The sequence below is a fragment of the Streptomyces phyllanthi genome (assembly GCF_009377205.1).
Classification (GTDB): domain Bacteria; phylum Actinomycetota; class Actinomycetes; order Streptomycetales; family Streptomycetaceae; genus Streptomyces; species Streptomyces phyllanthi.
Map to the genome: position 1 here is coordinate 1 of NZ_VJZE01000024.1, position 13,546 is coordinate 13,546.

General features: G+C 70.6%; 14 protein-coding genes. 7 read left to right on the plus strand and 7 right to left on the minus strand.

Annotated features, from left to right (window positions below; genetic code table 11):
* The 3 genes from FNH04_RS06185 to FNH04_RS06195 form a co-directional block, all read right to left on the minus strand.
* Positions 1 to 2,372, minus strand: a 2,372-nt coding sequence (locus tag FNH04_RS06185; protein WP_152781105.1) for an ATP-binding protein, incomplete at its 3' end; no start/stop codon positions are given.
* Positions 2,373 to 2,717: 345 nt separating this feature from the next.
* Positions 2,718 to 3,041: an STAS domain-containing protein gene (locus FNH04_RS06190; protein WP_152781107.1), complete on the minus strand. Its 324-nt coding sequence runs from the start codon at positions 3,039 to 3,041 to the stop codon at positions 2,718 to 2,720.
* Positions 3,042 to 3,206: 165 nt separating this feature from the next.
* A complete protein-coding gene (locus FNH04_RS06195; protein ID WP_322722649.1) occupies positions 3,207 to 4,055 on the minus strand; it encodes a 3-hydroxyacyl-CoA dehydrogenase family protein in 849 nt (282 codons plus the stop codon).
* Between the two features lie 349 nt (positions 4,056 to 4,404).
* Here FNH04_RS06195 and FNH04_RS06200 point away from each other — a divergent pair, with 349 nt between their 5' ends.
* Positions 4,405 to 5,019, plus strand: a complete 615-nt coding sequence (locus FNH04_RS06200) for a dihydrofolate reductase family protein (RefSeq protein ID WP_322722650.1) — start codon at positions 4,405 to 4,407, stop codon at positions 5,017 to 5,019.
* Positions 5,020 to 5,038: 19 nt separating this feature from the next.
* Here the strand turns inward: FNH04_RS06200 and FNH04_RS06205 are convergent, their stop codons facing one another.
* Positions 5,039 to 5,680, minus strand: a complete 642-nt coding sequence (locus FNH04_RS06205; protein WP_152781109.1) for a TetR/AcrR family transcriptional regulator — start codon at positions 5,678 to 5,680, stop codon at positions 5,039 to 5,041.
* A gap of 87 nt (positions 5,681 to 5,767) precedes the next feature.
* Between FNH04_RS06205 and FNH04_RS06210 the strand changes: the two genes are divergently transcribed.
* The 3 genes from FNH04_RS06210 to FNH04_RS06220 are packed head-to-tail and all read left to right on the plus strand — an operon-like array spanning position 5,768 to position 7,917.
* Positions 5,768 to 6,550, plus strand: coding sequence for an ABC transporter ATP-binding protein (locus tag FNH04_RS06210; RefSeq protein WP_152781111.1), 783 nt, complete (start codon positions 5,768 to 5,770; stop codon positions 6,548 to 6,550).
* A gap of 31 nt (positions 6,551 to 6,581) precedes the next feature.
* Positions 6,582 to 7,331, plus strand: coding sequence for an ABC transporter permease (locus tag FNH04_RS06215; protein ID WP_152781113.1), 750 nt, complete (start codon positions 6,582 to 6,584; stop codon positions 7,329 to 7,331).
* Between the two features lie 13 nt (positions 7,332 to 7,344).
* A complete protein-coding gene (locus tag FNH04_RS06220) occupies positions 7,345 to 7,917 on the plus strand; it encodes a cob(I)yrinic acid a,c-diamide adenosyltransferase (RefSeq protein WP_152781115.1) in 573 nt (190 codons plus the stop codon).
* Positions 7,918 to 7,930: 13 nt separating this feature from the next.
* Here FNH04_RS06220 and FNH04_RS06225 read toward each other — a convergent pair whose 3' ends face one another.
* Complete coding sequence (locus FNH04_RS06225) at positions 7,931 to 8,479, minus strand: hypothetical protein (protein WP_322722651.1); 549 nt, start codon at positions 8,477 to 8,479, stop codon at positions 7,931 to 7,933.
* Positions 8,480 to 8,628: 149 nt separating this feature from the next.
* Between FNH04_RS06225 and FNH04_RS06230 the strand changes: the two genes are divergently transcribed.
* The 3 genes from FNH04_RS06230 to FNH04_RS06240 all read left to right on the plus strand — a co-directional run bounded on the left by FNH04_RS06230 (position 8,629) and on the right by FNH04_RS06240 (position 12,432).
* Positions 8,629 to 9,834 (plus strand): sensor histidine kinase, encoded by a 1,206-nt coding sequence (locus FNH04_RS06230; protein WP_152781117.1) that lies wholly within the window; start codon positions 8,629 to 8,631, stop codon positions 9,832 to 9,834.
* Positions 9,831 to 10,472 (plus strand): response regulator, encoded by a 642-nt coding sequence (locus FNH04_RS06235; RefSeq protein ID WP_152781119.1) that lies wholly within the window; start codon positions 9,831 to 9,833, stop codon positions 10,470 to 10,472. The genes FNH04_RS06230 and FNH04_RS06235 overlap by 4 nt, the downstream gene beginning before the upstream one ends.
* Before the next feature lie 124 nt (positions 10,473 to 10,596).
* Positions 10,597 to 12,432, plus strand: coding sequence for a glycoside hydrolase family 18 chitinase (locus FNH04_RS06240; protein ID WP_152781121.1), 1,836 nt, complete (start codon positions 10,597 to 10,599; stop codon positions 12,430 to 12,432).
* A gap of 77 nt (positions 12,433 to 12,509) precedes the next feature.
* Here FNH04_RS06240 and FNH04_RS06245 read toward each other — a convergent pair whose 3' ends face one another.
* A complete protein-coding gene (locus FNH04_RS06245) occupies positions 12,510 to 12,965 on the minus strand; it encodes a DUF2550 domain-containing protein (RefSeq protein ID WP_152781123.1) in 456 nt (151 codons plus the stop codon).
* Positions 12,966 to 13,094: 129 nt separating this feature from the next.
* A complete protein-coding gene (locus FNH04_RS06250; RefSeq protein WP_152781125.1) occupies positions 13,095 to 13,469 on the minus strand; it encodes a F0F1 ATP synthase subunit epsilon in 375 nt (124 codons plus the stop codon).
* Positions 13,470 to 13,546 lie beyond the last annotated feature (77 nt).

The window sequence follows — 13,546 nt, forward strand, 5'->3', positions numbered from 1 at the left end:
GGGGTCCTGGACGGCGACCTCGAGGGCGACCTGGACGGCGACCTCGTCGGCTTGCCCGGCTTGTCCGTACCGCTCGCCCTGTCCGAGGGCTCGGAACTCCTCGTCGGCGTCGGGTCGTCCACCGTGCCGTACGTCCCGTCCGGTCCCGGATCCGTGGGGCCGGACACCGCAGCGGGGTCGTCGTCGGAGCCCTTCTTCGGACGCTCCGCGTCCAGGTCCCCGTCGTCGACGCCGGCGCTGGCCGACGGGTTCACCCCGACCTTCTCGGACGGGGTGTTGTCGCTGTTGTCGGAGGTCGCCCCCAGGGTCACCACGGTGCCCAGCAGAACGGCGAGCAGGACGCCCGCGCCCGCTGCCACCAGATTGCGCCGGGTTCCGTCCACCAGACGGCCCTTGATGCCGCCCTTGGCCGGGCCGCCTCCCGCCACAGGGGTCGCCCCTGTCCGGGCGGAGCCGATCACGTGGGGAAGAGTGCCCGGCGTCGAGGTGTCGTCCACGGGGCCGGGCGGGCCGAACCCGGAGACGAAGCCGGACGGTACGCCTCCGGGAGGGGACGCCGACTCCTCGTGCCAGGCGTCCGGCACCTCCTCCCCGGCCGCGGTACGCCCGCCGGGCGGGGTGGCCCCGGAGCGGTCGGCGACCAGGGCCAGCGCGCGGCGGCCCGCGAGCGTGCCGCGCTTGTCAGCGAGGGCGCCGCGGAGCCCGATGGAGGCCTCCAGTTCGGCACGGGCCCGGTCGAGCTGCCCCAGGCAGAGCGCGAGGATCCCCAACTCGTGGTGGAAGTAGGCCTGTTCACCGACGTCCCCGGCGAGCCGGGCCGCCTCGGCGCCGGAGCGCAGGGCCCGCTCCCATGCGCCCCAGTGCAGCCCCGCGGCGAACGCGGGCGCGGCCTGGCGGGCCAGTCGCACGGCGGCGCTCTCCTCGTCCTCGGCGAAGGCCGAGGAGCCCTCCTGCTCGTCGGCCGGAGGCGGAGGCTCGGCGGTGGTCAGCGGAACGACGACGGTCAGCGCGGCCAGCAGGGCGTCCGCCTCGGCCGCGACCCGCTCGGGGGTGACCGAGGGGTGCCCGGCCCACCACGCGTAGTGCCGTGCGGCAGTGACGGCGCGCTCCTCGACGTCGTCCGCGTACCCGGCGGCCTCCAGCTGGGCCGGCACCCCGGCGGCGAGCCGGTAACGCGAGCCGACCGGGGTCACGAGGGCGCAGTCGGCCAGCTCGGCGAGGGCGGCGTCCGCGTGGGTGTCCCCCACCAGCGCGGGCAGATGGGCCTGGTGCGGCACCTCACCGCCGAGCGCGACCGCGAAGCGCAGCGTGTCCCGCGCCGAGGCGCTCAGCCGGGACGCGAGCAGCGCGGCCGGCGCGGCCCCCTCGGCGAGCGACGGCAGCGGTACGTCGTGGCCGTCCCCCGCGTCGAAGGGTGCGTCGACGCGGGCCTCCTGGAACACTCCGAACTCGTCGAAGGCGTCCGCGTCGGCTCGCAGCCGGTCCCGCTGCCGCAGCAGCGCCCCGGCCTGCACGAACCGCAGCGGCAGGCCCTCGGACTCGAACCAGAGGTCGCCCGCCCAGTTCGACTCCTCCTCGGTGAGCACGCGTCCGGCGGCGCGCTCCAGCAGTTCCAGGCTGTCGGCGCGGTCGAGCCCGCCCAGGAACACCTCTTCGAGGGATGAGTCGGCGGACGGCGCGGGAACGTCGGGTGTGGCGGCGAGCAGGAAGGCGCACTCGGGGGTCGCGTCGAGCAGCTCGTCGAGCGCGCCGCCGCCGAACTCGAGGTCGTCGAGGACGACGACCGCGCCGATCTCCCGGACGAACTCCAGGAGCTCGTCCTGCCCGAGCCGGTGCAGGGGCGCCTTGTGGACGGTGGTGAAGAGGTCGTGCAGCAGGTCGGCGGTGGTGCGCCGGTAGCCGGAGAGGCGTACGACGCCGTCGGGAGCGAGGTCCGCGCAGTCCTCGGCGACGAGGTCGAGGAGCCCGGTGCGGCCCGAGCCCGCGGGGCCGGTGAGGCGGACGGAGCGGCCGCGCGCGAGGAGTCGTACGAGCCGTTCGCGCTCGTCGTCGCGGGCCAGGAGCGGCAGCCGGGGCTGTGCGGGGCCCGGTGGGACGGGAGGCCTGGCGGCGCGGTCGACCTCGGCCCGCTCGTCGGCCGTGTGCTTCCCGGACCGGCCGGGGCGCTCGTGCGGGGGGCAGTTCTCTATCTCGCTGCCGTCGACGGGGTTGACGGTGAGCAGGAAGTCATCCGAGACGAGCTGCACGGTGCGGGCGAGCGCCGGAGCGGGCTGGCCGAAATCCGGTGTCAGGGCGTCGCGGGGCGGACGCGTGCGAGGCGCCCGCCCTCCGTCGTCATGGCCGTATTCTTCGGGTCCCCGGTTCGGGTCCATAGGTCCTAGCCCCCCAAAAGCAGCGTCGTGTGCTGGGTCCCCTCCCGGCCTTGCCGCACACCGCGCTGTCGCTTCTGGTCCGGTGCCCGCTCGAGGGTTGTGGGACGGCGGGCAGCCGAACCCTAAACCTTTGCACAGTATCTACGGAATGCCGGGGTCCCGTGCCGTCCGAGACATCACAGTCTCGTGAGGATTGCGAGCGTGATGCGCTTCACTCACCAGACATCCGGGTGTCCTGTGGACGACGGGTCACACGCGTGAACGGACGTGCATTCCCGCACGTCCGTTCACTTTCGGGTCGTCCCACCCGGTGGCGTACCGATTCGCCACAGTCGGGGTCCGGAGTCACACACGGGGTAGCGACTCCACCCCGATGCCGCCTTCGATGGCGAGGATCCGGTGCAGACGGGTGGCCACCAACAGGCGTTGCATTTGCGGAGGCACCTCACGCAGAACCAGCCGCCGCCCGCACCGCCCCGCCCGCCGATGGACCCCCATGATCACCCCGAGCCCGGTGGCATCCCAGGAGTCCAGCTCTGACAGGTCGAGCACCAGGTCGCCGACTCCGTCGTCGATGGCCGAGTGCAGGACCGTACGGGCGTCCGCCGCGCTGCGGACGTCGAGGCGGCCCCCGACGACCAGCTCGGCGTGGTCGCCCCTGATGTACATATGCGCTCCCCGAGAGTGCGTTTCGTACGCCGGTCGTTATCTGGTGATGCAACTTCTGACGGTCTGCCAACCCTCGAGGTTGCCGTCTGTGAGCGAACCGATACCGAATTCACCCCATCGGGTGAGGCTCGAGAGACCCGTGTGGTCCCCGTGGCTCCGGTGACGTCAGTGCTTGTAGAAGCCCTGCCCGCTCTTTCGGCCGATGTCACCGGCGTCAACCATCCGGCGCATCAGCTCCGGTGGGGCGAACTTCTCGTCCTGGGACTCGGTGTAGATGTTGCTCGTGGCGTGCAGCAGGATGTCCACACCGGTGAGGTCGGCCGTGGCCAGCGGTCCCATGGCGTGGCCGAAGCCCAGCTTGCAGGCGAGGTCGATGTCCTCGGCGGTGGCCACACCCGACTCGTACAGCTTGGCGGCCTCGACGACGAGGGCCGAGATGAGCCGGGTGGTGACGAAGCCGGCGACGTCGCGGTTGACGACGATGCAGGTCTTGCCTACGGACTCGGCGAACTCCCGCGCGGTGGCGAGGGTCTCGTCGCTCGTCTTGTACCCGCGGACGAGCTCGCACAGCTGCATCATCGGCACGGGTGAGAAGAAGTGCGTACCGACGACCCGCTCCGGTCGTCCGGTGACCGCCGCGATCTTGGTGATCGGGATGGCGGAGGTGTTGGAGGCGAGCACGGCCCCGTCGCGCACGATCTTGTCGAGCGCGCGGAAGATCTCGTGCTTGACCTCCAGCTTCTCGAAGACGGCCTCGACCACGATGTCCGCGTCGGCGACGGCGTCGAGATCGGTGGTCGCGGTGATGCGCCCCAGCGCGGCCTCCGCGTCGTCCGCCGCCAGCTTGCCCTTGCCGACGAACTTGTCGTACGACGCCTTGATGCCGTCGGTGCCACGGGTGAGCGCCTCGTCGGTGACGTCACGCAGGACGACGTCCCAGCCCGCCTGCGCGGAGACCTGGGCGATACCGGATCCCATGAGACCGGCCCCGATGACGGCGAGCTTCCGTGTCACTGTGCGACTCCCCTGCTCTCACGCACGGTTGATGTTTGCCTCTCGGGCGGACCCTAGCGCTCGTGAGGGGCTGTGTGACCGGAAGGTAATGCGTGTCACGTCTCAGGGGGTGAGACGGTCATCACGCTGCGGCACGCCCCGTCCGGCGGACCCGGCCACCCCTCCCGTGACCGTCGCCGCGGGTACCCGTCCTCCGCGGCCGGAGCGCACCATCCTCGCGAGTTCGCGCTGGTCGGCGCTGAGCGGACCGGCTGACGCCGGGAGTCTCCCCGGGACTGTCGAATGCGCCGGTTCCCGATCGACGTGAGGGTGAAGGCAACACCTCCCAGGACTTCAGGAGCACCCCCTCGTGACCGTAACCGCGGATCTGGCCATCTCCCTCGACGGCTACATCGCCGGCACCGACGTCACCCTCGACAACCCGGCAGGCGACGGCGCCGAGCCCCTGTTCGAGTGGATCCACAACCTGGCGAGCTGGCGGGAGCGCCAGGGCATGACCGGCGGGGAGGAGAACCGTGACTCCGAGCTGATGCGCGAGTGGTTCGAGGCCACCGGAGCCGTGGTCATGGGCCAGATGATGTACGACACGGGCGAGGAGTTCTGGGGTGACAACCCGCCGTTCAGGGCCCCGGTCTTCGTGCTCACCCACCGCCCCCGTCCGACCCTGGTCAGGGAGGGCGGCACGACCTTCACCTTCGTCACCGACGGCGTCCACAGCGCCCTCGACCGGGCGAAGGCCGCCGCCGGGGGCGGGAACGTCGACATCGCGGGCGGGGCGGACACGGTGCGGCAGTACCTCGGGGAGGGGCTCATCGACGAGCTGCAGCTGCACGTGGTGCCCGCGCTCCTCGGAGAGGGGCTGCGGCTCTTCGAGGGACTGGGCGCCGTGCGGCGGAACCTCGAACCGGTCAGGGTGGTCGACACGCCCCTCGCCACCCATCTGAAGTACCGCTTCGTGAGGTGACCCGGCACGGCCAGTGGGGTCACTCCACCCTGCGTACGGCGTAGTTGAGCACCTTCTCGCTCAACAGCTCCTCCATGTCGTCGAGGAGCAGAAGCACCTCGCGGGACACTTCTTCCGGATCGCGCCCGGCGACCATCTCACGTCCGATGACGCCCATCACCGTCTGGTGGAGCCAGTTGATCTGGCCGGCGATGAGAGTGGGCATGGGGTCGTCGTCGGGGGCGCCGGTCTCCTCGCGCAGGGCCGCCTCCAGGTTCTCCTGGACCTCCTGCTGGACGCTCCAGAGCCGGGAGCGCAGGGTGGGCGCCTCGTGGATGACCTTCAGGAAGTGTTTGTAGTCCTTCGTGAGGCCGACGCGCGGCGAGACCGTCTCGACCTCCCCTCGCACCTCGCGCAGTACGGCCGCTGCGGCCGACTCGCCCGCGTCACGGCCGCGCACCCAGCGCGAGAGCCGGTGGACGACGTCCTTGCTGCGGTCGAGGAAGAGGTCCTCCTTGGCGGGGAAGTAGTTGTAGACGGTGTTCACGGAGACGTCGGCCGCGTCGGCCACCTCCGCGATCGTCACGGTCACGAAGCCGTGCTCGACGAACAGCGCGGTGGCGATGTCCGAGATCCGCTGCCTCGTCTCGCGCTTCTTGCGCTCCCTGAGCCCCTCTGCCATGGCCTCATCGTAGGGGCCCCAGATTCTTGCACTCGTTTGAAATTTGGGGTTGTTGCAAAATTTCAGTGACTCTGTTTTTCTGTGAGCATGGCAATCATCAGTGCGGCCGGCCTGGCCCGCTCCTTCCAGACGAAGCACGGCCCGGTGGAGGCCGTGCGCGGTATCGACCTCACCGTCCGCGCAGGCGAGATCCTCGGCTTCCTCGGCCCGAACGGCGCGGGCAAGACAACGACCCTGCGCATGCTCACGACCCTGCTCGAACCCACCGGCGGCGCCGCCACGGTCGCGGGCCACGACCTGGCCACCGACCCGGCCGGAGTGCGCCGGGCCTGTGGCTACGTGGCGCAGTCCGGCGGCGTCGACCCGACCGTGACCGTCCGGGAGGAACTGGTCACCCAGGGACGGCTCTACCGGCTGACGAAAACTCAGGCGACCGAGCGCGCGGAGGAGTTGACGCACGATCTCGACCTGTCCGACCTCCTCGACCGCAAGTGCGGCGCGCTTTCGGGCGGTCAGCGCCGCCGTCTCGACATCGCGATGGCGCTCACCCACCGCCCAAAGGTCCTCTTCCTCGACGAACCGACGACGGGACTCGACCCGGGCAGCCGCGCCGACCTGTGGGACCTGGTCCGCCGTCTGCGCGACGAGTACGGCACCACGGTCTTCCTGACCACGCACTACCTGGACGAGGCGGACGCCCTCTCCGACCGGCTGGTCGTCGTCGACAAGGGCGTGGTCGTCGCCGAGGGCACCCCGAGCGCGCTCAAGCTCCGGTACGGCGGCTCGATCGACGCCACGCTCCAGGACACGTTCCTCGCGATCACCGGGCGCGGCCCCGCCCCGGCCGACTCCACCCCCGTAGCCGTATAGCGGCTTCCCCCCGACCCGTATGAGGAACCCGATGCTTCTCCACGACACCGTGCTGGTCTTCGGCCGCTATCTGCGCCAGACCCTGCGCTCCCGCTTCGCGATGCTCTTCGGCGTGCTGATGCCGCTGCTGTACCTGCTCTTCTTCGGGCCGCTGCTGACGGACCTGCCCCTGAGCTCGCAGGGCAGTTCCTGGCAGGTCCTCGTGCCCGGGCTCTTACTCCAACTCGGCCTGTTCGGCGCGTCGTTCGCCGGCTTCGCCGTCATCATCGAGAAGGGTCAGGGGGTGGTCGAGCGGATGCGGGTGACGCCCGTGAGCCGGCTGGCCCTGCTGCTCGGCCGCGTGCTGCGCGACGCCGCGGTCTTCGTCTTCCAGGCGGTGCTGCTGGTGCTCGCCGCCGTGGTGATGGGACTGCGGGCCCCGCTCCTCGGCGTGCTGATCGGCTTCGCGTTCGTCGCGCTGCTGACGGTGTCGCTGGCCTCCCTGTCGTACGCGCTGGCCATGAAGGTGAGCACGCCCCAGGTGTTCGGCCCGACGATCAACGCCGTCGCCATGCCGGCCATGCTGTTGTCGGGGCTGATGCTTCCGATGACGCTGGCGCCCGGGTGGCTGGACGTACTCTCGCGCCTCATGCCGTTCCGCTATCTGGTGGACGCGGTGCGGGACGCGTACGTCGGCGAGTACGCGACGGCGTCCATGCTGTACGGCGTGCTGGTCGCCCTCGGCCTCGCGGCGCTTGCCGTGACGGTGGGCACACGGGTGTTCCGGACGGCCGGGGCGTAACTAGGCTGGTCACATGGTCAATCTGACGCGCATCTACACGAGGACCGGCGACCAGGGCACCACCGCCCTCGGTGACATGAGCCGGGTCGCCAAGACCGATCTGCGCATCGCCGCCTACGCCGACGCCAACGAGGCCAACGCGGTGATCGGTACCGCGATCGCGCTGGGCGAGCTGGACGAGGAGGTCGTCAGGGTCCTCACCCGTGTGCAGAACGACCTGTTCGACGTCGGGGCCGACCTGTCCACGCCCGTCGTCGAGGACCCCGAGTTCCCGCCGCTGCGCGTCGAGCAGTTCTACGTCGACAAGCTGGAGGCGGACTGCGACCGCTTCCTCGCCGGGCTGACGAAGCTCCGCTCCTTCATCCTCCCCGGCGGTACGCCCGGCGCGGCCCTGCTGCACCAGGCGTGCACGGTCGTACGACGGGCCGAGCGCTCCACCTGGGCGGCGCTGGAGGCGCACGGCGAGGTGATGAACCCGCTGACGGCCACCTACCTCAACCGGCTGTCGGACCTGCTGTTCATCCTGGCCAGGACGGCGAACAAGGAGGCCGGGGACGTGCTGTGGGTACCGGGCGGGGAGCGGTAGCACCCATGGGGGCTCATCGCAGGCCGGCCGGTTCGCCTTTCCTCGGGAACAGCGTGTAGGACGCGGCGACGACCAGGTTGATGCCGATCACCCACACCATCCTCGACTGCCAGGTCCGCAGCGAGCCGGTCTCGCCGTCGTCACCCACGTACCAGATCGCGGCCTGCAGCAGCGCCATGGCGACGACCGCCGCGAGGATCCAGCGGCCGGCGACACGCCATTCGTGGACGGCGCGGGCCATGCCGTACTTAGGGGGCCGCACCGGCGGCGGGCCGCCCGCGAAACGGTGGGCGACCCGGGCGTCGGCCCACTTGATCGTGGAGTGGCCCAGTCCCACCGTGAAGCCGATGTAGACGGCGGCGGCCCCGTGCTTCCAGTCGGGTTCCGCACCGTTCTTGAGATCGATCGCGGTGACGACGAACAGGACGACCTCCAGCAGCGGCTCGCACAGCAGCAGGGCCAGGCCCAGGCGCGGCATCCGGAACGCGTAGCGGAAGGCCAGTCCCGCGGCCAGCAGCACCCAGAAGGCCACCTCGCACGCGATGATCAGTCCGACGATCACGGTTCGCTCCTCTCGGTCACCTGTTCAGACTCCCGTGCGGAACCGAGGGGATCGTCGTCGGCAGTGACGAAGTCGCGGTACATCGAAAGATGCAGCCCGGATCCCCCCGGCATCAGGCACCGTGCTCCCGGCCCGTGTTGGATGGTTACATGGCCCTGACGCTCCCCCGCCCCCACCGCTTCGACGTGTGCGTCGCGGCCGGCGGTCTGCTCGGTGGACTGCTCCTGCTGGGCCTCGATCTGGCCAGCCGCCGGGCCCAGGAGCCGATCGTGCTCTGGGAGGGGCCGTGGCCCATCGTCGTGCCGCTCGCCGTCATGGCCGGCTGCGAGCTGCTGCGGAGGACGCGCCCGCGCGTGGGGCTGCTCACCGGTGTCGTCGCGCTGACCCTCGACACGATGACCCAGGGCAGCCTGGTCACCGTCCTGATGTTCACGGACCTGGTCTACGCGGCCGTCGTCTACGGCCCTCCCGCCTCGGCCCGCCGCATCCCCTGGATCACCGGGCTGCTCACGGTGGCCGGAACGGTGGTGCCGCTCGCGGTGTGGCGGGTGTCGCAGGCACTGCTCCTCGGGGTGGTCATCGGCATCGTGGCGTTCGGGCCCGCCGCCACCGGCTGGATCGTGCGCGACCACCGCGACGCCGCCGAGGCCGCCCGGCTGCGTGCCGGACAGACCGCCCTGCTCGCCGAGATGGACCGCAGCCAGGCCGTCGTCGCCGAACGGGCGCGCATGGCACGGGAGCTGCACGACATGGTGGCCAACCACCTCTCCGCGATCGCCATCCACTCCACGGCCGCGCTCTCCCTCGACGACCCGGACACCTCCCGGCAGGCCCTCGGTGTCATCCGGGAGAACAGCGTCGAGGGGCTCGCCGAGATGCGCCGGCTCATCGGCCTCCTGCGCGACGCCGGCGGCGATCTGGAACCCACCGCCGCGCCCACCCTCGACGGACTCGGCGCACTCGTCGCGGGCGCCCGCACCAACGGCCTCGACGTCACGCTCGACGCCTCCCACGGCGACGGACTGCCCGCGCCGGTGGAGCTGGCGGCGTACCGCATCGTCCAGGAGTCCCTGACCAACGCTCTCAAGCACGCCTGCCCCGGCCGTGTCACGGTGACGCTCGCCCAGCGGGACGGCACCCTCGCCATCGACGTCCGCAGTCCGTACGGCGACCGCGACGGCCCCCTCGCCCCCGGATCGGGCGCCGGCCTGATCGGTATGCGGGAGCGTGCCGCTCTGCTGGACGGCACCTTCGAGGCCGGCCCCGAGGAGTCCGCCGACGGCAAGGTCTGGGCCGTACGCGCCACCCTGCCCGCCACCGAGAACCCGCAGTCGTCCCGAGGAGTCCCCGAATGATCCGCGTCCTTGTCGCCGAGGACCAGTCCGCCGTACGCGCCGGGCTGGTCCTGATCCTGCGCAGCGCACCCGATGTCGAGGTGGTCGGCGAGGCCGGCGACGGTGAGCGGGCGGTGGCCCTCGCGCGTGAACTCCGGCCGGATCTGGTGCTGATGGACGTGCAGATGCCGCGTCTGGACGGGGTGTCCGCCACCCGGCAGGTCGTCGCGGAGGGCCTGGCCGACGTACTCGTTCTGACCACCTTCGACCTGGACGAGTATGTGTTCGGGGCGCTGCGGGCCGGGGCGTCGGGCTTCCTGCTCAAGAACACGGACGCGAAGGACCTGCTGGAGGCCGTCCGGACGGTGGCCCGGGGCGAGGGGCTCATCGCCCCGGCCGTCACCCGGCGCCTGATCGCCGAGTTCGCCGCCGGGCCCGTACGCGAGCCCTCGGCGGATCCGTCCGTCCTGAACTCCCTCACCCGCCGCGAACGCGAGGTCCTGTCCTGCCTCGGGGAGGGACTGTCGAACGCCGAGATCGCGGTACGGCTGGAGATGGCGGAGGCGACCGTGAAGACCCACGTCAGCCGTCTCCTCGGGAAGCTGGAGCTGCGCAGCCGGGTCCAAGCCGCCGTACTGGCACAGGAGTTGGGCGTGTGACCCGTGGAGCCGCACCAGCCGGGAAGTCTGGTCCAGACCTCTTGACGGTTGGTCCAGACCTTTCTATTCTCACCGCACTGCACTGCGCCACGTCATGCTCACGACACCCCTCAAGGAGGCGCACATGCGCTTCAGGCACAGAGCTGCGGCAGTTCTCACCACCCTCCTCCTCCCCCTCACCGGACTGGTCGGCCTCGCCACTCCCGCCCACGCGGCCGCCGCGTCCTCATCGGCTACGGCGACCTACACGAAAACCCAGGACTGGGGCACCGGCTTCGAAGGCAAGTGGACCGTCAAGAACACCGGCACCACCACCCTCAGCTCCTGGACCGTCGAGTGGGACTTCCCCTCGGGTACGTCCGTGACCTCGGCCTGGGACGCCGACGTCACGTCCTCCGGCACCCACTGGACCGCCAGGAACAAGTCCTGGAACGGCACCCTCGCCCCCGGCGCCTCCGTCTCGTTCGGGTTCAACGGGAGCGGCTCAGGCTCCCCGGCCAACTGCGAGCTGAACGGCGGCGGCTGTGACGGCGGTCCCTCGGTCCCCGGCGACAACCCGCCCTCCGCACCCGGCACCCCGACCACCTCGGACGTCACCAGCACCTCGGTGAAGCTCTCCTGGTCCGCCGCCACCGACGACAAGGGCATCAAGAACTACGACGTGCTGCGCGGCGGCACCAAGGTCGCCACCGTGACGACCACCTCGTACACGGACACCGGCCTGACCGCCGGCACCGACTACTCGTACACCGTCCAGGCCCGCGACACCGCCGACCAGACCGGCCCGGCGAGCGGCGCGGCCGCCGTACGGACAACGGGCGGCACCGGCCCGGACCCGGATCCGGGATCGAAGATCAATCTCGGCTACTTCACCGAGTGGAGCGTCTACGGCCGCAACTTCCACATCAAGAACCTGGTGACCTCGGGCTCCGCGTCCAAGATCACCCACATCAACTACGCCTTCGGCAACGTCAAGAACGGCCAGTGCGTACTGGACGACGCCTACGCCGCCACCGACAAGGCGTACACGGCCGACCAGTCCGTCAGCGGCGTCGCCGACACCTGGGACCAGCCGCTGCGCGGCAACTTCAACCAGCTGCGCCAGCTGAAGGCCAAGTACCCGCACATCAAGGTGCTGTACTCCTTCGGCGGCTGGACCTACTCGGGCGGCTTCGGCCAGGCCGCGCAGAACCCGGCCGCGTTCGCCAAGTCCTGCAAGGCCGTCGTCGAGGACCCGCGCTGGGCCGACGTGTTCGACGGCATCGACATGGACTGGGAGTACCCGAACGCCTGCGGCGTGACCTGCGACACGTCCGGTCCCGCCGCCTTCAGGAATCTCATGCAGGCCCTGCGCACCGAGTTCGGCTCGAACTACCTGGTCACCGCCGCGATCACGGGTGACGGCTCCTCCGGTGGCAAGATCGACGCGGCCGACTACGGCGGCGCGGCCCAGTACGTGAACTGGTACAACGTGATGACGTACGACTACTTCGGCGCCTGGGCGGGCACCGGCCCGACCGCCCCGCACTCGCCGCTCACCTCGTACTCCGGCATCCCGACCGCCGGCTTCACCTCCGCCGACGCGATCGCCAAGCTGAAGTCCAAGGGCGTCCCGTCCGCCAAGCTGCTGCTCGGCATCGGCTTCTACGGCCGCGGCTGGACCGGCGTCACCCAGTCCGCGCCCGGCGGCACGGCGACCGGCGCGGCCACGGGCACGTACGAGATGGGCATCGAGGACTACAAGGTCCTGAAGAACTCCTGCCCGGTGACCGGCACGATCGCGGGCACGGCGTACGCGCACTGCGGCAGCAACTGGTGGAGCTACGACACCCCGGCCACCATCGGTACGAAGATGACCTGGGCCAGGAACCAGGGTTTGGGTGGCGCGTTCTTCTGGGAGTTCAGCGGGGACACCGGCAACGGAGAGCTGGTGAGCGCCATCAACAATGGCCTGAAGTAGTGATCGGAACGATCACGCGACGTTGACGCTCCCCCAGACTTCGTCCGGGGGGACCCCCACCCAGCGAGTGAATGTGGCTACGCCACGTTCACTCGCTGTCCGGGCGGGGCCGCCTCCAGCCACGCGAGGAAACCGGTCAGCGCGTCCTCGCTCATCGCCAGCTCGAGCCTGGTCCCCCGGTGGAGACAGGCGAGGATCACGGCGTCGGAGAGCAGGGCGAGCTCTTCCTCGCCCTCGGGGGTGCGGCGCCCGGCCACCTCGATCGCCGAGCGCTCCAGGATGCGGCGCGGGCGCGGGGAGTAAGAGAAGACACGGAACCACTCGATGCGGTCGCCGTTGTAGCGGGCGATGCCGTAGCCCCAGCCCTTGCCGTTCTCCTCGCCGTTCCCCGGTTTCTCCGGAGCGTTCCAGCGCAGGCTGCAGTCGAAGGTGCCGCCGGAGCGCTGGATCAGCCGCCGTCTCAGACCGAAGACGAACAGACCCACCACCACGAGCACGATCACGAGCCCGCACACAGTCAGAGCGAGGACCATCGGCACCGACCTCCTCGTCTCCTAGGTAACGGAACGGAAAAAACACCCACATTCGCCTCAGCCGCGGCTGGGGCCGGATTGCTCCGGTCCCAGCCGCGGCTGAGTCACAGCATCACATGACGCGCTTGTTCAGCGCGCCGCCACCGCACGCAGTCGGACGTCCGCACGGCGCTCGGCGGAGGCGTCGCCCTCCGCCTTCGCACGCTCGAGCTCCCGCTCCGCGCGCTGGACGTCGATCTCGTCCGACAGCTCGGCGATCTCGGCCAGCAGCGACAGCTTGTTGTCCGCGAACGAGACGAAACCGCCGTGCACTGCGGCGACGACCGTTCCGCCATCACTCGTACGGATGGTCACCGGGCCCGACTCCAGCACACCGAGCAGCGGCTGGTGACCGGGCATGACGCCGATGTCGCCGGACGTGGTACGCGCGACGACCAGGGTGGCCTCGCCGGACCAGACCTCTCGGTCGGCCGCGACCAGCGCGACGTGCAGCTCAGCAGCCAAGGTGGCTCCTCGGGTCACCACCCGGCGGTTCTGCCGGGTGTTGGGTCAATTCTAAAGGGAGTGAGGGAAGGGGCGGG